We start from the raw sequence: 20,792 nt of genomic DNA on the forward strand, positions 1-20,792 counted from the left end.
TGGGGGGGGGGGGGGGGGGGGGGGGGGGGAGGCAGGGAAGAGGGGGAGGGGGAGCTCCCGGGGGGGGAAAAGCATCAAAAAAAAACGGAGGGGCCCACCGGGAGGCCTCTCCGGGCGGCCACTTCTCCGTTCCCGGCCGTCACTTCCGTGTCTCCCGTCGACGGCTTCCGGCGGCCGCGCCCGCGCTCCGGGCGCACGCCGTGGTTGAACAGTTGAGCTGTGCAGCCCTCGGGGGGATGGAAACCCTACGAAGTTGGGTAAAAACGCTGTGGTGGCGCCACAGTTCATGATTCCCTCTAAATCAGCCAACGCAGCCCTCGGATCGTCCTCCCGACCGGGCTGAACCGGGCCGACCGGGCCGATCCCCCGGTCCCGACCGGGTGCGCCGGACCCCCCCACACCTCCCTTTGCGTGCTAGCGGAGCCGACCCATGCTCACGACCCTGAAAACCTCGTACACCGACACGCGCGCGGCCGACCTCGCCTGGACCCTGGGGCGCGAGCCGCTGCCCGCGCTCGCCACCCTCGATCTCGAACTAACAGGCGCGAAGCTGCAGTTGAGACTGTTAGGCGCGTCCCACCAAGTGCTCCTGGAGGAAGAGGAGGGCAGCTGTTCGGAGACCGTCGCCTGCATCCCCGGCAGCAGTACGCCCCTGCCGCTCGGTGTCGCGAAGCGGGTCGGCGACTGGGAGTACGAGTTCGCGGCCCGGGTCGAGACCCTCTCCCACGGCTCCTTCGCGGGCCGCGCCCAGGAGTTGCTCGCCCTCGTGGCCGACCACCCGAACGGTCTCGCGGGCGTCTTCCCCGGCAGCCCGCACGCCTTCACCGCGATGCTCGCCCAGCGCCACGAGGGCCAGGTCCACTGGCGCACCTGGCACGCCTACCCCCAGGACGGCCAACTCGTCGCCACCCGAACGAGGGTGGGTGTACGAGTGGCGTCTCTCAGCCCGTCCGGCGTGTGAGGTCAGGGGCGTTCGGGCCGGCAGGGGGCGCGGGGGCGCGCTCCGGAGGGGTTGCCGGACCTCCGCCGGGGTGGCGTACGGGCGGCCAGTTCCACACGTGTGGGTGACGAGGCGTAGTGCATGTGTGACGTAGCGTTCGCAGCGTGATCGAACCGCACGCCCCTTCCCGCACACGCGGCTTCGCGCGCACCGGGGCACCCGCACCGCCCGGCGCGCCGCAGCCGACGGGTGAGCAGGGGCAGGCGCGGCTCCCCGTCCGACCCGGCACCGCACGCTTCCTCGTCCTCGCCGGCGTCTTCGTCTGCGCGGCCTGCGGACTGGTGTACGAACTCGAACTCGTCGCGCTGGCTTCCTACTTGATCGGCGACTCGGTCACCCAGGCCTCCGTGGTGCTCTCCGTGATGGTCTTCGCGATGGGCATCGGCTCCCTCGCGGCGAAGCGGCTGCGCTGCCGTGCCGCGGCCGGCTTCGGTGCCGTCGAGGCGGCGCTCGCGCTGGTCGGCGGCTGCAGCGCGATGGCGCTGTACGCGATGTTCGCCTGGACCGGCGCCTGGGGCGGCGCGTGGACGAGCGGCTCGCGCTGTCTGCTGGTGGCCTTCTCCCTGGCGATCGGCCTGCTGATCGGCGCCGAGGTCCCCCTCCTGATGGAACTGATCCAGCGCATCCGGCGCCAGGACGCGGGCGGCGCGGTCGCGGACCTCTTCGCCGCGGACTACGTGGGCGCGCTCGTCGGCGGTCTTGCCTTCCCGTTCCTTCTGCTGCCCCTGCTCGGCCAGCTGACCGGCACCCTGCTCACCGGGACGGTCAACGTGATCGCCGGCGGATCCCTCGTCCTCGGCCTGTTCCGGCGGGACCTGACCCGCCGGACCTGCTGGCTGCTGGTGGTCGCCAACGTCGTCGTCCTCGGGCTGCTCGCCGCCGCCGCCGTACTCGTCGACGACTTCGAACGCGCCGCCCGGCACGCCGTGTACGGCGCGGACGTGCGCGTCGCCCTGGGGACCGACGTCCAGGAGGTCGTCCTCACCGGCGGCACCGGCGGCCGGCCCCTCGACCTCTTCCTCGACGGCCGGCTCCGCGTCAGCGGCCGCGACGAGCACCTCTACCACGAGGCCCTCGTCCACCCCGCGATGAACGGGCCCCGCGCCCGGGTCCTCGTCCTCGGCGGCGGCGACGGACTCGCGGCGCGCGAGGCGCTGCGGTATCCGGGGGTCCGCCGGGTCGACGTGGTCGAACTCGACGCGGACGTCGTGCGGTTGGCGCGCGAGGACCCCGCCCTGTCCGCGCTGAACGAACACGCCTACGGCGACCCGCGGGTGCACGTGACGACGGCCGACGCCTTCGACTGGCTGCGCCGCAACCGGACGACGTACGACGTGGTGATCTCGGACCTGCCGGACCCGGGCATCACCGCGAGCACCAAGCTCTACTCGCAGGAGTTCTACGGCCTCGCCCGCCGCGCTCTGGCCCCCGGCGGGCGGCTCGCGGTGCACGCGGGGCCGGTCTCCTCCCGGCCCCGGAGCTTCTGGACCGTCGACACGACCGTGCGCGCCGCCGGACTGCGCACGGTGCCCTATCGCGTGGGCGGGCGCGACTCCGGTTTCGCGGCCGGCCCCGACCGCACCACCGGCGCCTCCCGCGCCCCGCGCGACTGGGGCTTCGTGCTCGCCGCCCGGAGCCGCCCCGTGCTGCGCCCCGACCCGCGTGAGCGGCCGCGCGGCCTCACCCGGGCCGCGCTGACCGCCGCCGCCCACGCGGCGGCCACGACCCGCGTCACGGGACTGCCGCCCTCCACGCTGGTGCATCCCCGGTACGCCGACTGAGTCCCAGTGGGCGCGGATCCCGGGGAATCCCACGATACGAGGGTGCACTTCCGGCCGTGCTGGGTAGGCTCGGTCGACATGGAGCATGAGGTGTTCGTTCCGGTTCCGGCCGAGCGGCTGAGGGAGGCGCTGGCCGACCCCGCGCGGGTCGCCCGGGCGGTTCCCGGACTCCACCAGGACGCGGGGACGGCGCCCGTCTCCGGGCGTCTGAAGGTGCGCGTCGGGAGCCACAGCATCACCTACCGCGGTGCCCTCCGGGTCGTCGGCCAGGACGACGGGTCGTACACCGTCGAGGGCGACGCGGCCGAGTCCCGCGGCAGCGGTTCCGTCAAACTCGCGCTCACCGTGCGGCTGGTCCCCGCGGACGGCGGCACGACGGTCGTCTTCGGCGGCGGCGCCACCGCGGACGGGCGGGTCGAGGAGCTGCCGGCGGACGCGGTGGCCTCGGCCGCGACCCGGCTGCTGGACCGTTTCGCGGAGAACCTGGGGGCGGGAGCCTTGGACGGGGACTCGGAAACGGGGTCGGAAACGGGGTCGGCAGCCTCCGCGCCGACCGTCTCGGCCGACGGTGATCTCGTACCGCCTCCCGCCGCTGTGCCGGACCCCGGGGCCCCCGCCGACGACGCCTCGGCGGCCGTGCCCACACCGTCAGCCCCGGCGGAGGACGAAGACCTGCCTCCCGCGCCCGAGGGCGACATCGAGCCCCCCTCGCCGCCCGTCTTCGAGGCCGAGGTCCCGCCGCCCTCCCTCGACCCCCTGGCGGACGACGAGCTCGAAGGCGACGAACTCGAAGGCGACGAGCTCGACGGGGACGAAATCGTGGCCGAGGACCTGGGCGTGACCGAGGGACTGGGCGGGCAGGACGAGCCGCCCGCCGAGGCGGCCCACGCACGCCGGACGATGATCGGCCGCAGTGCGGAGGAGGTCGACCACGCGCCGCCGCGTGGCCGGTACGCGCCCGTGCCCGCGCCGGAGGCCGGTTCGCGCAGCGTCGCCCTCCGCTGGGCCGCGCCCGCCGCGGCCCTCGCCCTGGCCTCCGCCATCGTCGTGAGCCGGGCCCTGCGCAAGCGTCGTTGAGCGACGCTGCTCCCGTGCGGTTCCGGTGCGCCGGGTGGAGAGGCCCGGTGCTGCCGCGTCGTTGCCGGTGGTCTGCGTGAACCGGGCGGCACGCGTGCCGCGTTGAGGCGACGGTCCGGCGGCGACGCGCGTGCCGCGTTGAGGCGACGGTCCTGCGGCGACGCGCGTGCCGCGTTGAGGCGACGGTCCTGCGGCGACGCGCGTGCCGCGTTGAAGCGACGGTCCTGCGGTGGTGCGCTGTTGTACGGGCGTCCGGAGGGCCGCCGCCGGGCCAGTAGGGTCGGGCCCGTGAGTAACGAAGACATCACGCTGACCGCGGGCGACGCGGAGGTGACCGTTCAGCCGGGCAACGGCGGACGGGTGGGCGGCCTGCGGGTGGGCGGCGTCGAACTGCTGCGGCAGGGCGCGAAGTTCGGGTGCTTCCCGATGGTGCCGTGGTGCGGACGCATCCGCGACGGACAGTTCCGGGACGGCGGCACCGTCCGCCAGATGCCGCTCAACGCCCCGCCGAACGCCATCCACGGCACCGCCCGCAGCGGCGCCTGGCGCACGGCACGCAAGGACTCCACCGAGGCCGTCATCACGTACGACCTCGTCGAGCCCTGGCCGCACCCCGGCCGCGTCACCCAGATCGCCGCCCTGACCGAGGACAGCCTCACGCTCTCCATGGCCGTCGAGGCGCACGACTCGTCGTTCCCGGCGCAGATCGGCTGGCACCCGTGGTTCCACCGGAACCTCGGGACGGGTGACGACGTCCGAGTGGACTTCGCGCCCGTCTGGCAGGAGGAGCGCGGCGACGACCACCTGCCCACCGGACGGCGCATCGAGCCGAAGCCCGGCCCGTGGGACGACTGCTTCGGGATGCCCGACGGCGTCGACGTCGCGCTCACCTGGCCCGGGCAGCTGGAGCTCAAGGTCACCAGCCGCGAGGAATGGGTCGTCGTGTACGACGAGCAGGAGGCCGCCGTCTGTGTGGAGCCGCAGACCGGGCCGCCCAACGGGCTCAACACGCTGCCCCGGCTGGTCACGCCCATCGAGCCCCTTGAAGCGGCCATGACGTGGACCTGGCGGCGGCTGTGACGTGGCGGGCGGGCCGCCCCGGGCGGCCATGACCCTGGGCGTGGTGGCACCTGCGGCCCTGCGGGCGGTCCGCCTCGGGGGCGCCCGACAACCGGGGGAGGACCCCGCCCGGCGGCGCCTCTAAGCTGGCTCGCATGAGTGACGTACGTGGCGCGCTGCTGCAGCAGATCAAGGACAAGGCCGTGGTGCACGGCAAGGTGACCCTCTCCTCGGGTCTTGAGGCCGACTACTACGTGGACCTGCGCCGCATCACCCTCGACGGCGAGGCCGCTCCACTGGTCGGTCAGGTGCTGCTCGACCTCACCGCCGACCTCGACTTCGACGCGGTGGGCGGGCTCACCATGGGCGCCGACCCGGTGGCCGCCGCGATGCTGCACGCCGCAGCCGCGCGCGGGCAGCGGCTCGACGCCTTCGTCGTGCGCAAGGCCGCCAAGGCGCACGGGCTGCAGCGCCGGGTCGAGGGTCCGGAGATCCGGGGCCGCCGCGTCCTCGTCGTCGAGGACACCTCGACCACCGGAGGCTCCCCGCTCACCGCCGTCGAGGCGGTGCGCGAGGCGGGTGCCGAGGTCGTCGGCGTCGCGACCATCGTCGACCGTGCGACCGGCGCCGCCGAGAAGATCCAGGAAGGCGCCGGGGTCCCGTATCTCTTCGCCTTCTCCAAGGACGAGCTGGGCCTCGACTGAGAGTTGTCCACAGGGCAGGAGTCAGGTTGTCCACAGGGCGGACGCGGTGGCTGGAGCACCGGGTCAAGTCTGGAAAGATGGGGACGACGATGACGTCGCCCCCCTAGGTCAGGGCCGTAAGCAGCACGCCACCCGCACATACAAGGAGCGGACAGATGCCCATCGCAACCCCCGAGGTCTACAACGAGATGCTCGACCGGGCGAAGGCAGGCAAGTTCGCCTACCCGGCCATCAACGTGACCTCGACCCAGACCCTGCACGCTGCGCTGCGCGGCTTCGCGGAGGCCGAGAGCGACGGCATCATCCAGATCTCCACCGGCGGTGCCGAGTTCCTCGGTGGTCAGTACAGCAAGGACATGGTCACCGGCGCGGTCGCCCTGGCCGAGTTCGCGCACATCGTCGCCGAGAAGTACCCGGTCACGGTCGCCCTGCACACCGACCACTGTCCCAAGGACAAGCTCGACGGGTACGTGCGTCCGCTGATCGCCGTCTCCGAGGCGCGCGTGAAGGCCGGCCTGAACCCGCTCTTCCAGTCGCACATGTGGGACGGCTCGGCCGAGACCCTCGCCGACAACCTCGCCATCGCGCAGGAGCTGCTGGAGAAGGCCCGCGCCGCGAAGATCATCCTCGAGGTGGAGATCACCCCCACCGGCGGCGAGGAGGACGGCGTCTCGCACGAGATCAACGACTCCCTGTACACGACGGTCGACGACGCGATCCGCACCGCCGAGGCCCTCGGCCTGGGCGAGAAGGGCCGCTACCTGCTCGCCGCCTCCTTCGGCAACGTGCACGGTGTCTACAAGCCGGGCAACGTCGTCCTGCGCCCCGACCTCCTGAAGCAGCTGAACGAAGGCGTCGCCGCCAAGTTCGGCAAGGCCTCGCCGTTCGACTTCGTCTTCCACGGCGGCTCCGGCTCCACCGCCGAGGAGATCGCCACCGCCCTGGAGAACGGCGTCGTGAAGATGAACCTCGACACCGACACCCAGTACGCCTTCACGCGCCCCGTTGCGGACCACATGTTCCGCAACTACGACGGCGTCCTGAAGGTCGACGGCGAGGTCGGCAACAAGAAGACGTACGACCCGCGCACCTGGGGCAAGCTCGCCGAGACCTCCATGGCCCAGCGGGTCACCGAGGCCTGCGCGAACCTTCGGTCCACGGGCACGAAGATCAAGTAACACCTGCGGTTCTGGCGGAGGGGCCCGGCACCTGGGTGGGTGCCGGGTTCTTCTGTGTTCGGGGTGCGCGGGGGTGGTGGCCGGTGGGTGACGGCGCCGGGCAGGCCTGGCCGCGGGGCCGCGGGCGAGGGATGATCCCAGCATGGCTGCCCCTCCGCAGGAGACCCCGGCCGTCAGGATCGCCACCCCGCAGGGGAAGTGGGTCCTGCTGACCACGGTGCTGGGCTCCAGCATGGCCATGCTGGACTCGACCGTCGTCAACGTCGCCCTCCCCCGTATCGGCCGCGATCTGGACGCCGACCTCGAGGCCCTCCAGTGGACCGTCAACGCGTACATGCTCACGCTCGCGGGGCTGATCCTTCTCGGTGGTGCCCTGGGTGACCGCTTCGGGCGCCGGAAGATCTTCGTCATCGGTGTGGTGTGGTTCGCGGCCGCCTCGCTGCTGTGCGGTATCGCGCCGAGCGCCGGTGTGCTCGTCGCCGCCCGGGCCCTGCAGGGCGTCGGCGGCGCGCTGCTCACGCCCGGTTCACTCGCGCTCATCCAGGCGTCCTTCCATCCCGACGACCGGGCCCGGGCGGTCGGGCTCTGGTCCGGCTTCGGCGGGATCGGCGCGGCCGTCGGGCCGTTCGTCGGCGGCTGGCTCGTGGACGGGCCGGGCTGGCGGTGGGTCTTCCTGCTGAACGTCCCCCTCGCGCTGCTCTGCGCCCCGATCGCCGTGCGTCACGTTCCCGAGTCGGCGGGTGCGTCGCGCTCCGGTGCGGTGGGCGGCTCGGTGGGCAGTGGGGGAGGCCGGGGGCACCGGCCTTTCGACGTCCTCGGTGCGGTCCTCGGGGCTCTCTCGCTCGCCCTTGTGACGTACGCGCTGATCGAGGCCCGCAACGGCTCCCTCGTCGTCGCGCTCACCGCGGTCGCGGGGCTCGCGGCCGGGGTCGCCTTCGTCTACGTGGAGAAGCGGCGGCCCGATCCGATGATGCCGCTGGACATCTTCGCGTCGCGTCAGTTCAGCGCGGTCAACCTGGTCACCCTGTGCGTCTACGCGGCCTTCAGCGGCTTCTTCTTCCTGACCGCGCTCCAGCTGCAGGTCGTGGCCGGTTACTCCGCTCTGGGTGCCGGTACGGCCATGCTGCCCACGACCGTGCTGATGCTGCTGTTCTCCGCCCGCTCGGGGGATCTCGCCCAGCGCATCGGGCCGCGCATTCCGCTCACGGTCGGGCCGCTGCTGTGCGCGGGCGGGATGCTGCTGATGCTGCGTGTCGGGCCGGACGCCGCGTACGTGTCCGACGTGCTGCCCGCGCTGCTGGTCATGGGCGCGGGCATGGTCACGCTGGTCGCGCCGCTGACGGCCACCGTGCTGGCGTCCGTGGACATCGGGCGGGCGGGGCTCGCCAGTGGGATCAACAACGCGGCGGCCCGGGCGGCGGGGCTGGTCGCGGTGGCGGCGTTGCCGTTGCTGGCCGGGATGGGGCCGGAGGCGTATCGGTCGGCGGAGCAGTTCAATGACGCGTTTCGGCGGGGGATGCCGTGGTGTGCGGGGGTACTGGTGCTCGGGGCGGTGGTGGCCTTCGCCACCGTGCGCCGGCCGGGGCCGGACTGCCAACGCCCCGAGTGCCGGACGCACGGCTGGGTGACGGCCCCGCCCCTGGAATCGACCCGGGGCCGTTCTCTGACGTGAGCCCGACGTGAGCCAGGCGGGGGCCTTGGGCGGGCGGGTGCGCCTTGTGGCGGTGCGTGGGTCCGGTCCGTGCCGGGTGGCCAAGGGCGGAAGGGGACTGCACCCACCCAGCCGCCGGTACCTCTACCACTGCCAGGGCCCGGGCCCAGTACCACTGCCAGGGTCCGGGCAAGGAAGGGAAACGCGCCCACCTGGGCGTCAGCGGCGACGCGGGGCCGTGGGCACACTCCGGTGGGTCGGAGGGGGCGGCGTGAGAAAGGCACCGGGGGACGGCCGCGTCCGGCGATGGCGCAGACTGGAACCCATGAGCCTTCACGAGAACCTGCTCGGGGGACCGCCCCCGACCGAGCTGCCCGACGACCCGGAGCCCCGCGAGCTCCTCGCGAACGGAACGGCCCCCGCCGACGTCGCCGCCAAGTACCCCACCTCCTCGCTCGCCTGGGCTCAGCTCGCCGACGACGCGTACGAGCGGGCCAGCGTCGTCGAGTCGTACGCCTATGCCCGTACGGGCTACCACCGCGGCCTGGACTCCCTGCGCCGCAACGGCTGGAAGGGCCACGGCCCGGTGCCCTGGGAGCACGAGCCGAACCGCGGCTTCCTGCGCGCCCTGCACGCCCTCGCCCGCGCCGCACAGGCGATCGGCGAGCAGGAGGAGTACCAGCGCTGCAGCCAGTTCCTCAAGGACTCCTCGCCGGCGGCGGCCCAGACCCTGGGTTAGAGGTACCCACGGTCACAAAGTTACCCACGGTCACAAAGTTGCAGGCCCGCCTGGTGTGATCAGGCGGGCCTTGCGGTTTGGGGGGACCATTGCGGAGGATGCGGGTAGGGGACCGGGGCCCCCGTGCCGGTAACGGCAGGGGCGGACCGCTACCCGGAGCACGCACAGGAGACAGCGATGTCCCACCAGGCTCAGCCATCAGAGGCTTCGGAGCCCGAGACCCCGCATCTCGACTTCCAGGGCACGACCCCGTACGAGGACTACGTCCAGGCGGATGTCCTGACCCACCTCCAGCACACCCTCTCCGACGACCCCGGCGAGATGGTCTTCCTGGTGACCACCCAGGTCATGGAGCTGTGGTTCACCGTCATAGTCCACGAGTGGGAGACCGCGGCACGCGCCCTGCGCGAGGACCGCGTCCCGGTGGCCGTGGCCGCGCTGAAGCGCTCGGTGCGCGAGCTGGAGGCGCTGAACGCGTCATGGAAGCCGCTCGGGCAGCTGACGCCGGCGCAGTTCAACTCGTACCGCTCGGCCCTCGGCGAGGGCTCCGGCTTCCAGTCCGCGATGTACCGCCGCATGGAGTTCCTGCTCGGCGAGAAGTCCGCGTCCATGCTCGTCCCGCACCGCGGCGCGCCCCGAGTCCACGCCGAGCTGGAGAAGGCGCTGCACGAGCCGAGCCTGTACGACGAGGTACTGCGCCTGCTCGACCGGCGCGGGCACACGATCCCGCGCGCCGTGCTGGACCGGGACGTCTCGCAGCGCTACGAGTCCGCCCCGGAGATCGAGGCCGTGTGGACCGAGCTGTACGCGGGTGACGAGAGCGAGGAACTCGCCCGGCTGGGCGAGGCGTTGACGGACGTCGCCGAGCTGGTGTGGCGCTGGCGCAACGACCATCTCGTCGCCACCCGCCGGGCCATGGGCTCGAAGACCGGCACCGGCGGCTCCGCCGGCGTGGCCTGGCTGGAGAAGCGCGCGCAGAAGAACGTCTTCCCCGAGCTGTGGACGGCGAGGTCCCATGTCTGAGGGAGTGGCCGAAACGGCCGGGATACGCGGTCGCGCCAAGGAGCTGGACGCCGCCGACGAGCTCGCCGGGCTCCGCGCGCGCTTCGTGCTCGACGACGTGGTGTACCTGGACGGGAATTCGCTCGGCGCGCTGCCGACGGCCGTCCCCGGCCGGCTGGACGACGTCGTCCGCCGGCAGTGGGGCGAGCTGCGGATCCGGTCCTGGGAGGAGAGCGGCTGGTGGACCGCGCCCGAGCGGATCGGCGACCTGATCGCTCCGCTGGTCGGTGCCGCGCCGGGCCAGATCGTGGTCGGCGACTCCACAAGTGTCAACGTTTTCAAGGCCGTTGTCGGTGCCGTGCGGTTGGCGGGGGAGGGGCGCGACGAGATCCTGGTCGACGCCACCACCTTCCCCACGGACGGATACATCGCCGAGTCGGCGGCCCGGATGACGGGGTGCGTGCTGCGCCCCGTGGCCCCGGCCGACGTACCGGGCGCCCTCGGCCCGCGTACCGCTGCGGTCCTGCTCAACCACGTCGACTACCGCACGGGCCGTCTGCACGATCTGCCCGCCCTCACGGCCGCCGTGCACGAGGCGGGGGCCCGCATGGTGTGGGACCTGTGCCACAGCGCGGGCGCCCTGCCCGTCGGACTCGACGCGCACGGCGTCGATCTGGCGGTCGGCTGCACCTACAAGTACCTGAACGGCGGGCCGGGTTCACCCGCGTACCTCTATGTGCGCTCGGACCTCCAGGACCGCTTCGACTCGCCCCTGCCCGGCTGGAACTCCCACGCCGAACCCTTCGGGATGCGGCGGGAGTTCGAGCCCGCGCCGGGTGCCCTGCGCGGCCGGGTCGGCACGCCGGACATTCTCTCCATGCTGGCCCTGGAGGCGGCTCTGGAGGTGTGGGACGGCGTCTCGGTCGAGGCGGTGCGGGCCAAGTCCCTCGCGCTGACGGACTTCTTCCTGGAGTGCGTCGCCGCGTACGTGCCCGAGGGCGCGGTCGAGTCCCTGACGCCGGCCGCGCACCCGGAACGCGGGAGCCAGGTGGCGCTGCGCTGCCCCGACGCCGGCGAGGTCATGAAGCGCCTGATCGAGCGGGGAGTGGTCGGCGACTTCCGCCGCCCGGACGTACTCCGCTTCGGATTCACTCCGTTGTACGTCGGCTTCGAAGACGTGGAGCGGGCGGCCCGGGTGCTGGCGGAGACCCTGGACGCCTGACGCGAGGTCCGTCGTCGGGGCCCGGTCCGTCGTCGGGGCCCCGACGGCCGGCACGATCCCGTCGATCGGCACGATCCCGACGACCGGGGCCTGATCCGCCGGACTGGCCCTGGCTCGTTCAGGGCAGCGGCCCGGAGGCGAGGTGCGCCCCCACTCGGAGCGCACGTCCCCTTCGGGCGAGCGCCCACTTCGGGCGCGCGCCGGCTCCCGTCACGGCGTCCCGCCGTACGCTCCCGCCTTCGCCGCGGCCACCGCCGCCTCCGCCGCCCGGTCCGCCGAGGCGGGGTCGGGGGCCACCCCGCTGGTGAGCAGCGTGTAGTAGAGCGGCGCGGACACCGCTCGTACGACCGTCGCCGGGTCCGTCCCGGGTGGCAACTCCCCCCGCTCGACGCCCTGTTCGACGCACGGCACCCACTCCGCGACCCGCACCTCGTAGAACCGCGCCAGCGCCTGCGCCGTACGCGCGTCGCACGCGGCCGCCGCGATGACCGCCCGGAACAACGGCCCCTGGCGCGGGTCGGCCAGGGTCCGCTGGACCAGCGCGGCATTGGCCCGCAGGTCTCCGAGCACGGACCCGGTCTCGGTCCGCGGGAGCGACTGCTCGGCCATGTCCGCGAGGAGGTCGGTGACGAGCCCCGTCACGTTCCCCCACCGCCGGTAGACCGTCGTCTTGCCCACCTCGGCCCGCCGGGCCACGTCCGCGAGGTCGAGATGCGCGAAACCCTGCTCGGCCAGTACGTCTCCGGCCGCCCGCAGCACGGCGGCCCGGACCCGTGCGGTGCGGCCGCCGGGACGTACGGTGCCGGGCTCGGCGGACATGGGGCCTCCAGGGGGACTCGGGGCAGCGGATTCGATGAGGTGCCGGCGAAGGCGGTGCGGGGGTCGCGCGGTGGACGGTGCGGGGGTCGCGCGGTGGACGGTCGAGGTACGGGCATCGTGGGGCGGCGGAGCGGGCCGCCCTCAGCGTAACGAAACAGAAGGACCGTTTAACCTTCACCGAGCGTGACAACCCCTTGTCCGCGCACGTCACCGGCCTGATACCGTCCCGGCCAACGGCCGAGTCACCTCCAGGCCCGCTCTCGAACCGCCCCCATTCCGTTCAGCCCTGAGAGGTCGGAGCATGCCCGACGACGCCGTACCCCGCGATGCCGCAGAACCGGACGACGCGGCAGGACGCGACGCCGTCGCCCGCGACGCCGCGGAAGAGGCGTCGGCCCTCGCGCACCCGTACGTGGCGCCCGACGCCACCGCCGCCTACGGCGACCACCCGGACCAAGTGATCGACTTCTACGCCCCGCGCGGCCCCGAGACGGCTGTTCTCGCCCCGCTCGTCGTCGTCCTGCACGGCGGCGCCTGGCGGGCCCCGTACGACCGCCGTCACCTCACCGCGTTCGCCGACTTCCTGGCCCGCCGGGGCTTCGCCGTGGCCAACGTCGAGTACCGGCGGGGCAGCGCCATCCCCGCGCAGGGCGGCACGGGCCCGGTCGCGGGCCGCTGGCCTGACACCTTCGACGACGTGGCGGCCGCGCTCGACGCGCTGCCCGCCCTCGTACGGGAGGCGCTGCCGGGGGCCGACGCCCGCCGCATGGTGGTCACCGGCCACTCCGCCGGGGGCCAGCTGGCCCTGTGGGTCGCCGCCCGCCACCTCCTGCCGGCCGACTCCCCCTGGCACACCGACCGCCCCGCGCCCCTGCGCGGCGTCGTCGCCCTCGCCCCCATCGCCGACTTCGACGTCGCCGGAAAGCTGGCGGTGTGCTCCGGCGCCGTGACTCAACTCCTGGGCGGGGAAGGGAAAGTGGCGGAGCGTCAGGCGTACCTCGACCCGGCGCTCCTCGTCCCCACCGGTATCGCCACCACGCTTGTCCAGGGCCGCGCAGACATCGTCGTGCCGCAGGCCGTCGCCGAGTCGTACGCGGACGCGTCGGCGAAGGCGGGTGAGGTGGTGGGCCTGACCCTCCTGGAGGGCGTCGGCCACTTCCCGCTCATCGACCCGGCGGCCGACGCGTGCGCGGTGGTGGCGGAGGAGATCACCCAACTCGCTTGGTGAGGCGGGTGATTGCGGCCGTCCCGGTGGTGGCAGGGGTCTGGAGGCGCTGTCCTGCCGGCCGACCGGGCGGCACCACCGGCGAGCTCCACTCCGCCGCCTATTCGCAGCCCGGCGGCTCGTCCTCGGTCGGTACGAATTGCAGCGTGGGCATCCCGGCGGCGTCGAAGTCGGCGGTGTCCGGGTCGATCAGGGTCATGTATCCGGCGATCCGCTGGCTGCCCTGCGCCGGCGGCTTCCCCTTGACCTGCTCGACACCGGGCAACACGGTGTCGAGGACCCACCAACGGCCGCCGAAATGCACCCACTTGATGCCACAGTGCGTGTAGAGGTCGTACGGATAGGGCTTGTGCTGCTCGGGGTGGGCCGGCCCGTCCGCCCACTTCTCCTTCGCCACGGTGCGGGCGGGCAGCGTGGGGCCGGTGTATCCCTCGTCCTCCGGGCTGTCGGACGCGGACGAGCAGCCGGACACCAAGAGCCCGGCACTCAGGAGCAGGACGGCGGCTTGGCGCGTGAAGTTCATGTACTTCAGACGCCGCGGGTTCGGGTTTCGTTCGGTCTCTGTGGCTCCTCGCACACCGCCCGCATGGTCTCCTCGCACCGCTTCAGGGGTCCACAACGGTGCCCTCCGGGCTCGTGAGACCGCCCGCGCCGCAGGCGACGGGTTCCCCAGGACAGGCCGCTGTCGCAGTCGCCGTGCCGGCTGCCGCACTTCGTGCCGTGCTCCGGGGATCGCGTTCGCGGAAACAGTTGTCGAGGACCTCTCCCCCCTGACCTGGGAGTACCCGTAGTACCTGAGAGGGATCCCGAATGACCCATCTCACTGGGGACGACCGCGACCCCGTCCGCGGCCTACCGTTCTGTATGTGACCGAGACGACCCAGACGACGACGGCTCCGCCGGGTGGTGCCGAGCCGCGCAGCCCCGAGTTCCGGCTGGCCATGGGCGCCCTGCAGAGGCTGCGCCAGGACCTGTTCCACGACGCCTTCGCCTACCGGCCCCTGCCGCCGATGCGCGTGGTCGGCCCGATCTCCCGCCGGCTCCCCGAGCGGATGCGGCGCTACGCGGTCTGGACTCCGCACGCGGCGGTGGGAGCGGCGGCCTTTCTGGTGCTCCTCATCGCGGCGTCCGCCAATGACGGCGGCGGCAGCTTCGGGGATCTGCTGACCGTGGTCCTCGCCGTGAGTCCGGTGCTGCTGACCCTGCTCCGGCCGGTGGGTGCCTTCTGGCTCTCGATGGCGGCGACCCCGCTGATCGCCATGTTCGGCACGGAGTGGAGCGACTGGCCGTGGCCGGCCGCCGCCTTCGCCACCCATCTGGTGGTGCTGACGGTCGTCGCGGCCCGGACGCGCCCGCGCACCGCCGCCTGGATGTGGGCGCTGAGCGCCGCGTACGGCCTCTTCGTCGAGATCCTCTTCGGCGGGGGTCACTACTCGTCCAACAGCGTGCCGTTTCTCTTCGTCTCCGCCCTGGCGCTGCTGGTCGTCACGGTGCGGCAGGTGCGCCGCGAGGCCGAGCAGGAGGTGACCGCCCAGCAGACGGTGACCGCTCACGAGCGCTCCAAGCGCACCCTCCTCGAAGAGCGCACGACCATCGCCCGTGAGCTGCACGACGTGGTTGCCCACCACATGTCGGTGGTCGCCATCCAGGCCGAGGCCGCGCCCTACCGCGTGGAGAACCCGTCGCCGGAGCTGGAGAAGGCCTTCGCCACGATCCGGGAGAACGCGGTGGCGGCGCTGACCGAGCTGCGCCGCGTCCTCGGCGTCGTCAGAGCCGAGGACTACGAAGCTCCGGACGCCCCCCAGCCCACGCTCGCCGACCTGGAAGGCCTGCTCGCCAATGTGCGGGAGGCAGGCCTGGCCGTCGACAAGGCGGTGACCGGCGCGGTGCGCGAATTGCCGCAGGGCGTCGAGCTGTCGGCGTACCGGATCGTGCAGGAGGCGCTCAGCAACACGCTGCGGCACGCGCCGGGCGCGACGGCCCGGGTGGAGATCGGCTACGTGCTCGGCGGTCTGGGCCTGCGCATAGTCAACGGCCCGGCGCCGGCCCCGACGCCGGTGAAGTCCACGCACGGTGCGGGACACGGCATCACCGGCATGCGCGAGCGCGTCACGATGCTGAACGGCGAGATGACCGCGGACCGCACGGACGACGGAGGATACGAAGTGACGGTGTTCCTGCCCGTGCCCCTGGCGGAGGAACCCGCATGACGCCGCCCAGTGCCCCGGGCGACGGGGACACCCTCGGCTCCTCCGGCTCCTCCGGCTCTCTGGGGTCCTCCGGCACCATCCGCGTCCTGATCGCCGACGACCAGGTGATGGTCCGCGAAGGCTTCTCCGTGCTGCTCGGCGCGATGCCGGACATCGAGGTCGTCGGTGAGGCGGTCAACGGCCGGGACGCTGTGGAGCGGGTCCGCGAGCTCGCGCCGGACGTCGTCCTGATGGACATCCGGATGCCCGAGCTGAACGGCATCGAGGCGACCCGGGAGATCGTCGCCTCGGACGGCGCGGCGAAGGTGCTGGTGCTGACGACCTTCGACCTCGACGAGTACGTGTACCAGGCGCTGCGGGCCGGGGCCTCCGGCTTCCTCCTCAAGGACGCGTCGGCGCGGCAGCTGGCGGACGGGGTGCGCGTGGTGGCGTCCGGCGAGGCGCTGCTCGCGCCCTCGGTGACCAAGCGGCTGATCACGGAGTTCTCCAAGCTGGCGGAGACGCCGAGGTTCCCCGCCGGAGCGCAGGCCGCATACGGAGAGCTGACCGATCGCGAGACGGAGGTCCTGGTCCTCATCGCGCAGGGCCTGTCGAACGCGGAGATCGCGAGCCGTCTGGTCGTCGCCGAGTCCACCATCAAGACCCACGTCAGCCGCATCCTGGTCAAGCTGGGCCTGCGCGACCGCACCCAGGCGGCGGTGTTCGCGTACGAGGCACGGCTGGTGCGGCCGGGGTGACGCCCGCGACGGGGTCGGGCACGTCCGGGGTCGGGCACGTGCGGGGTCAGGCACCCCAGCACCCGCCGGGGTCGCACCGGGACCGCCCGACGCCTGCCCCGTCGAGCGCGGGACACCCCTGGTCAGCCGGGGGTGGGCCGGGCTAGCGTCCGGGCATGACAGCCTTCGACCCCTGGGACCCCGCGTTCGTCGCCGACCCCTACCCCGCGTATGCCGAGCTGCGGGCCGAGGGACGCGTGCAGCACTACGAGCCCACTGGGCAGTGGCTGGTCTCGCACCACGCGGATGTCTCGGCGCTGCTGCGGGACAAGCGGCTGGGGCGTACGTACCAGCACCGTTTCACGCACGAGGACTTCGGGCGGACGGCGCCGCCGGCGGAGCACGAGCCGTTCCACGTGCTGAACGACCACGGGATGCTCGATCTGGAGCCGCCGGACCACACACGGATCCGGCGCCTGGTGTCGAAGGCGTTCACGCCGCGCACGGTGGAGCGGTTGCGGCCGTATGTGCACGGACTGGCGGCGGAGCTGGTGTCGGGGCTGGTGGAGGCCGGGGGCGGCGATCTGCTGAGCGATGTCGCGGAGCCGCTGCCGGTGGCCGTGATCGCGGAGATGCTGGGCATCCCGGAGTCGGACCGGGCACCGCTGCGGCCGTGGTCGGCGGACATCTGCGGGATGTACGAGCTGAACCCGTCGCAGGAGACGGCGGCGCAGGCGGTGCGCGCGTCGGTCGAATTCACCGAGTATCTGCGGGAGTTGATCGAGGTCCGCCGCAAGGAGCCGGGCGAGGACCTGATCTCCGGGCTCATCGCGGCATACGACGAGGGAGACCGGCTGACCGAGCAGGAGATGATCTCCACCTGCGTCCTGCTGCTGAACGCGGGGCACGAGGCGACGGTCAACGCGACGGTGAACGGCTGGTGGGCGCTGTTCCGCCACCCCGACCAGCTGGCCGCGCTGCGCGCCGACCGTTCGCTGGTCCCCACGGTCGTGGAGGAGTTGATGCGTTACGACACTCCGCTCCAGCTCTTCGAGCGCTGGGTCCTGGACGACATCGAGATCGACGGGACGACGATTCCGCGGGGCTCCGAGATCGCGATGCTCTTCGGTTCCGCCAACCATGATCCGGCTGTCTTCGACGCCCCGGACAAGCTCGACCTCGCCCGCCGGGACAACCCGCACATCTCCTTCAGCGCGGGCATCCACTACTGCATCGGCGCCCCGCTGGCCCGTATCGAACTGGCCGCGTCCCTGGGCGCGTTGCTCGACCGGGCGCCCACGCTTCACCTCGCCGCCGAACCCGAGCGCAAGCCGAACTTCGTGATCCGCGGCCTCAGGAGCCTGAACGTCGCAGTCTGACCCTCCGGGCAAGGGCCCAGCCGCCGAGTGCGGCGGCCACCCCGCCGAGAACCATCAGCGGCAGCTCGGCGCAGAGCACGCTCCGGTCGGGAGCCTGCTCGAAGCGCCGGAAGCGGCCGTGGGCCTGGACGGCCCAGAGCGCCAGTCCGGCGCCCGCGCCGGCGAGCACGGTCAGACATCCTGCGGCGGCCTGCGTTCGTTCGCCCATGTCCGGCATGGACGCGCGCGGGCCGCCGCCGGTTTCCGGGATCCAGCCGTCCTGAGGCTCCTCTGACCCTCAGGACGGCCGGGTCCTCAGGACCGTCTAAACCGGCCGGACCCTCAGGACCGGATGGACCCTCCGGACTGACCGGAGCCTCCGGACCCTCAGCTGCTCACGTCCCGCCGTCGCAACGCGACAAGCCCGGCCGTGGTCAGGGCCGCCGCGATCGCCGCGAGGGTCCCCACCGGCGGCCACGCCATGTCTCCGCCCGGCAGCTTGGGGAGGTGGCCGTAGGGGGAGAGGTTCAGGACGGCGTCGGGGACGCCCAGGGCGGGGCCGATCCAGCCGAGGAGGAGGGCCGCGCCCGCCACCGCCCAGGCAGCGGGCGCCAGTTGGGGCGAGAGGCCGTGGAGGAGGACCGCGAGGCCGCCGATCAGCCAGATCGCCGGCAGCTGCACGAGACAGGCGGCGAGGATCGGGCCGAGCTCGTGACCGTATCCGGCGGCGAGCCCCAGGCCGCCGAGCACCATGATCAGGGCGGACCCGGCGAAGGCGACGGTGAGATGGCCGCCGGCCCAGCGCAGCCAGCCGACCGCGTTGGCGAGCACCGGCTCCGCCCGCCCGGACGTCTCCTCCGCGTGCAGGCGCAGGACGGACTGGACGGTGTGGAGCGCGGCGACCATCCCGAGCATGCCGACCATGGTGGCGAGAAACGCGTCGGTGATCCCGGTCTGCCCGCCCATCCGCTCGATGATCTCGCGGGTCCTGGCGTTGTCGCCGACCAGGTCCGTCGCTCCCTTCGTCATCCCGCCGAAGGCGGCGCCGGCCGCGAGGAACCCGAGGCTCCAGCCGAGCACTGAGCCGCGCTGCAGTCGCCAGGCCAGCGCCCCGGCCGTACCGAGCCGTCCGGTTGCGGGCCCCGGCCGGGTCGACAGGAAGCTCATGCCGAGGTCGCGCCGACCGGCCAGCTCGTAGGCGATCGCGCCCTGCACGGCGACGGCGCCGGCGAACAGCAGGAGCACCCACCAGCGTTCGTCCGCGAAGGACCGCAGCTCCTCGAGCCACCCCACCGGTGAGATCCAGGTCAGCGACGAGGAGCCGTCGGACGTCGCCGAGTCGCCCGCCGCGCGCAGCACGAACGCCCCGCCGAGCAGGCCCCCGGTCAGTCCCTGCGCGAGCCGCGAGCTCTCGGTGAACTGGGCGACGATCGCGGCCGTCGTGGCGAAGACCATCCCGACGCCCGCCGTGCCGAGACCGAGCGCCACCGCACCCGCCGCGCCCTGCCCGGCGAGCCCGCCCGCGATCAGCAGCGCGAGCGCCGCGTTCGCGACGAACGCCGTCAGCAGCGCGGCCGTCAGCGGAGCCCGCCGCCCCACCCGCGCCGAGGAGACCAGCTCCTGACGCCCGCTCTCCTCCTCGTCCCGGGTGTGCCGTACGACGATGAGCAGGCTCATGACGGCCGCGAACACCCCGGCGTAGCCGCCGATGCGCCAGGCCACGAGACCGCCGAGCGAATCGCTGAACACCGGCCCGTAAGTGGCGCGCAGCGAGCTGTTGGTGAGCATCTGCCGCGCCACCTCGGCGCGGTCGGCGGCGGTTTCGTACACGCCTGCCAGTGCGTTCGGCATGGACAGCACCAGCAGGCCGACGACCAGGATCCACAGCGGGATCAGCACCCGGTCCCGGCGCAGATGGAACCTCAACAGGGTGCCGCTGCCCACGAGTTGGGCGGCAGGGCGGTGGCGAGTCGCGATCCCGGTGGTGGTGACGGCGGTCATCGCGCCATCGCCCCCGCCGTGTCCCGGGCGAGCACGTCGTCCTGGTAGTGCCGCAGGAACAGCTGCTCCAGGGTGGGCGGCGTCGCGGTCAGCGACCGTATGCCGCAGTCCGCGAGCGTGCGCAGTACGGCGTCCAGCTTGTCCGTGTCCACCTGGAGCTTGACCCTGCCCCACACCCCGCCGGGCGAGGCCCCGGTGTCCTGTACGTCGAGGTCGTGGACCCCGGGCAGAGCCGCCAACCCGCCGGGCGGACCGGCGAGTTCGGCCGTGACGCTGGTACGGGTCAGATGGCGCAGGTCGGTGAGCGAACCGCTCTCGACGGTGCGGCCCTTGCGGATGATGCTGACCCGGTCGCAGAGGTCCTCCACCTCGCTGAGGATGTGCGAGGACAGCAGGACGGTGCGGCCGCGGTCGCGCTCCTCGGTGACGCACCGCTGGAAGACCTCCTCCATCAGCGGGTCGAGGCCGGAGGTCGGCTCGTCGAGGATCAGCAGCTCGGCGTCCGAGGCGAAGGCGGCGACGAGGGCGACCTTCTGCCGGTTGCCTTTCGAGTACGTGCGCCCCTTCTTGGCCGGGTCCAGCTCGAACCGCTCGACGAGGTCGGCGCGCCGAGCCTTGTCGAGCCCTCCGCGCAACCGCCCGTACAGGTCGATGACCTCGCCGCCGGAGAGGTTGCGCCAGAGAGTGACGTCGCCGGGGACGTACGCGATGCGCCGGTGCAGTTCCACCGCGTCCGTCCAGGGGTCGCCGCCCAGCATCCGCGCCGCGCCCGAGTCGGCGCGCTGCAGGCCGAGCAGGATCCGGATGGTGGTGGACTTCCCGGCTCCGTTCGGGCCGAGGAAGCCGTGCACCTCACCGGTCTCGACGTTCAGGTCGAGGCCGTCCAGCGCGTGCGTCCTGCCGAACGACTTGTGCAGTCCGGACACCTCAAGGGCGAGACTTGCCTTCGTCATGGTTCAGAACGTACGCCGCATTCACAAATTTGTGAAGTTAAAGAAATCCATGAATCACGGATACACTGAGGCGGCGTGCGAGCAGGGGAGATGATCC

Annotated in this window: 19 protein-coding genes; 14 read left to right on the forward strand and 5 right to left on the reverse strand. The window is 72.7% G+C overall.

What is annotated here, in order from left to right:
* Window positions 1–430 precede the first annotated feature (430 nt).
* The 10 genes from ACFWM2_RS29795 (at window position 431) to kynU (ending at window position 11,413) form a co-directional block, all read left to right on the forward strand.
* On the forward strand, window positions 431–961 hold the full coding sequence (locus tag ACFWM2_RS29795; protein WP_383286354.1) for a DUF2617 family protein: 531 nt from the start codon (window positions 431–433) through the stop codon (window positions 959–961).
* Window positions 962–1,104: 143 nt separating this feature from the next.
* A complete protein-coding gene (locus tag ACFWM2_RS29800; protein WP_383286356.1) occupies window positions 1,105–2,781 on the forward strand; it encodes a polyamine aminopropyltransferase in 1,677 nt (558 codons plus the stop codon).
* Between the two features lie 78 nt (window positions 2,782–2,859).
* Window positions 2,860–3,858: an SRPBCC family protein gene (locus ACFWM2_RS29805; protein ID WP_383286358.1), complete on the forward strand. Its 999-nt coding sequence runs from the start codon at window positions 2,860–2,862 to the stop codon at window positions 3,856–3,858.
* 288 nt (window positions 3,859–4,146) lie between these two features.
* Complete coding sequence (locus ACFWM2_RS29810; RefSeq protein WP_383286360.1) at window positions 4,147–4,938, forward strand: aldose 1-epimerase; 792 nt, start codon at window positions 4,147–4,149, stop codon at window positions 4,936–4,938.
* A 134-nt stretch (window positions 4,939–5,072) separates the two neighbouring features.
* Window positions 5,073–5,621 carry an orotate phosphoribosyltransferase gene (gene pyrE, locus ACFWM2_RS29815; RefSeq protein ID WP_383286362.1) on the forward strand — a complete coding sequence of 183 codons (549 nt, stop codon included), beginning with the start codon at window positions 5,073–5,075 and terminating at the stop codon, window positions 5,619–5,621.
* A 155-nt stretch (window positions 5,622–5,776) separates the two neighbouring features.
* Window positions 5,777–6,799: a class II fructose-bisphosphate aldolase gene (gene fbaA, locus ACFWM2_RS29820; protein WP_383286364.1), complete on the forward strand. Its 1,023-nt coding sequence runs from the start codon at window positions 5,777–5,779 to the stop codon at window positions 6,797–6,799.
* A 142-nt stretch (window positions 6,800–6,941) separates the two neighbouring features.
* Window positions 6,942–8,471 carry an MFS transporter gene (locus ACFWM2_RS29825; RefSeq protein ID WP_383286366.1) on the forward strand — a complete coding sequence of 510 codons (1,530 nt, stop codon included), beginning with the start codon at window positions 6,942–6,944 and terminating at the stop codon, window positions 8,469–8,471.
* A gap of 304 nt (window positions 8,472–8,775) precedes the next feature.
* Entirely contained in the window at window positions 8,776–9,189 is a 414-nt protein-coding gene (locus ACFWM2_RS29830; RefSeq protein WP_383286368.1) for a DUF3151 domain-containing protein, read from the forward strand.
* 177 nt (window positions 9,190–9,366) lie between these two features.
* A complete protein-coding gene (locus ACFWM2_RS29835) occupies window positions 9,367–10,212 on the forward strand; it encodes a tryptophan 2,3-dioxygenase family protein (RefSeq protein WP_383286370.1) in 846 nt (281 codons plus the stop codon).
* The gene (gene kynU, locus ACFWM2_RS29840) at window positions 10,205–11,413 is read left to right on the forward strand and encodes a kynureninase (protein ID WP_383286372.1); all 1,209 of its coding nucleotides are present in this window, start codon (window positions 10,205–10,207) and stop codon (window positions 11,411–11,413) included. Before ACFWM2_RS29835 ends, kynU begins: the two co-directional genes overlap by 8 nt.
* Before the next feature lie 210 nt (window positions 11,414–11,623).
* On the opposite strand, the gene ACFWM2_RS29845 is transcribed toward kynU, so the two are convergent.
* The gene (locus tag ACFWM2_RS29845; RefSeq protein ID WP_383286374.1) at window positions 11,624–12,232 is read right to left on the reverse strand and encodes a TetR/AcrR family transcriptional regulator; all 609 of its coding nucleotides are present in this window, start codon (window positions 12,230–12,232) and stop codon (window positions 11,624–11,626) included.
* Window positions 12,233–12,533: 301 nt separating this feature from the next.
* On the opposite strand from ACFWM2_RS29845, the gene ACFWM2_RS29850 reads away from it, so the two are divergent.
* Window positions 12,534–13,460: an alpha/beta hydrolase family protein gene (locus ACFWM2_RS29850; RefSeq protein ID WP_383286376.1), complete on the forward strand. Its 927-nt coding sequence runs from the start codon at window positions 12,534–12,536 to the stop codon at window positions 13,458–13,460.
* A gap of 97 nt (window positions 13,461–13,557) precedes the next feature.
* On the opposite strand, the gene ACFWM2_RS29855 is transcribed toward ACFWM2_RS29850, so the two are convergent.
* Complete coding sequence (locus ACFWM2_RS29855; protein WP_383286378.1) at window positions 13,558–13,980, reverse strand: hypothetical protein; 423 nt, start codon at window positions 13,978–13,980, stop codon at window positions 13,558–13,560.
* 343 nt (window positions 13,981–14,323) lie between these two features.
* Here ACFWM2_RS29855 and ACFWM2_RS29860 point away from each other — a divergent pair, with 343 nt between their 5' ends.
* The 3 genes from ACFWM2_RS29860 to ACFWM2_RS29870 all read left to right on the forward strand — a co-directional run bounded on the left by ACFWM2_RS29860 (window position 14,324) and on the right by ACFWM2_RS29870 (window position 17,762).
* On the forward strand, window positions 14,324–15,667 hold the full coding sequence (locus tag ACFWM2_RS29860) for a sensor histidine kinase (protein ID WP_383286381.1): 1,344 nt from the start codon (window positions 14,324–14,326) through the stop codon (window positions 15,665–15,667).
* A complete protein-coding gene (locus ACFWM2_RS29865) occupies window positions 15,664–16,404 on the forward strand; it encodes a response regulator (protein WP_383286383.1) in 741 nt (246 codons plus the stop codon). The genes ACFWM2_RS29860 and ACFWM2_RS29865 overlap by 4 nt, the downstream gene beginning before the upstream one ends.
* Window positions 16,405–16,559: 155 nt before the next feature.
* Window positions 16,560–17,762, forward strand: coding sequence for a cytochrome P450 (locus ACFWM2_RS29870; RefSeq protein WP_383286385.1), 1,203 nt, complete (start codon window positions 16,560–16,562; stop codon window positions 17,760–17,762).
* Here ACFWM2_RS29870 and ACFWM2_RS29875 read toward each other — a convergent pair.
* The 3 genes from ACFWM2_RS29875 to ACFWM2_RS29885 form a co-directional block, all read right to left on the reverse strand.
* Window positions 17,737–17,970, reverse strand: coding sequence for a hypothetical protein (locus ACFWM2_RS29875; protein WP_383286387.1), 234 nt, complete (start codon window positions 17,968–17,970; stop codon window positions 17,737–17,739). The two genes, ACFWM2_RS29870 and ACFWM2_RS29875, sit on opposite strands and share 26 nt — an antisense overlap.
* A 158-nt stretch (window positions 17,971–18,128) precedes the next feature.
* A complete protein-coding gene (locus tag ACFWM2_RS29880) occupies window positions 18,129–19,742 on the reverse strand; it encodes an ABC transporter permease (protein ID WP_383286389.1) in 1,614 nt (537 codons plus the stop codon).
* The gene (locus ACFWM2_RS29885) at window positions 19,739–20,695 is read right to left on the reverse strand and encodes an ATP-binding cassette domain-containing protein (protein WP_383286391.1); all 957 of its coding nucleotides are present in this window, start codon (window positions 20,693–20,695) and stop codon (window positions 19,739–19,741) included. The genes ACFWM2_RS29880 and ACFWM2_RS29885 overlap by 4 nt, the downstream gene beginning before the upstream one ends.
* Window positions 20,696–20,792: the final 97 nt, after the last annotated feature.

Source organism: Streptomyces sp. NPDC058371 (assembly GCF_042723265.1).
In the GTDB taxonomy this organism is placed as follows: Bacteria; Actinomycetota; Actinomycetes; order Streptomycetales; family Streptomycetaceae; genus Streptomyces.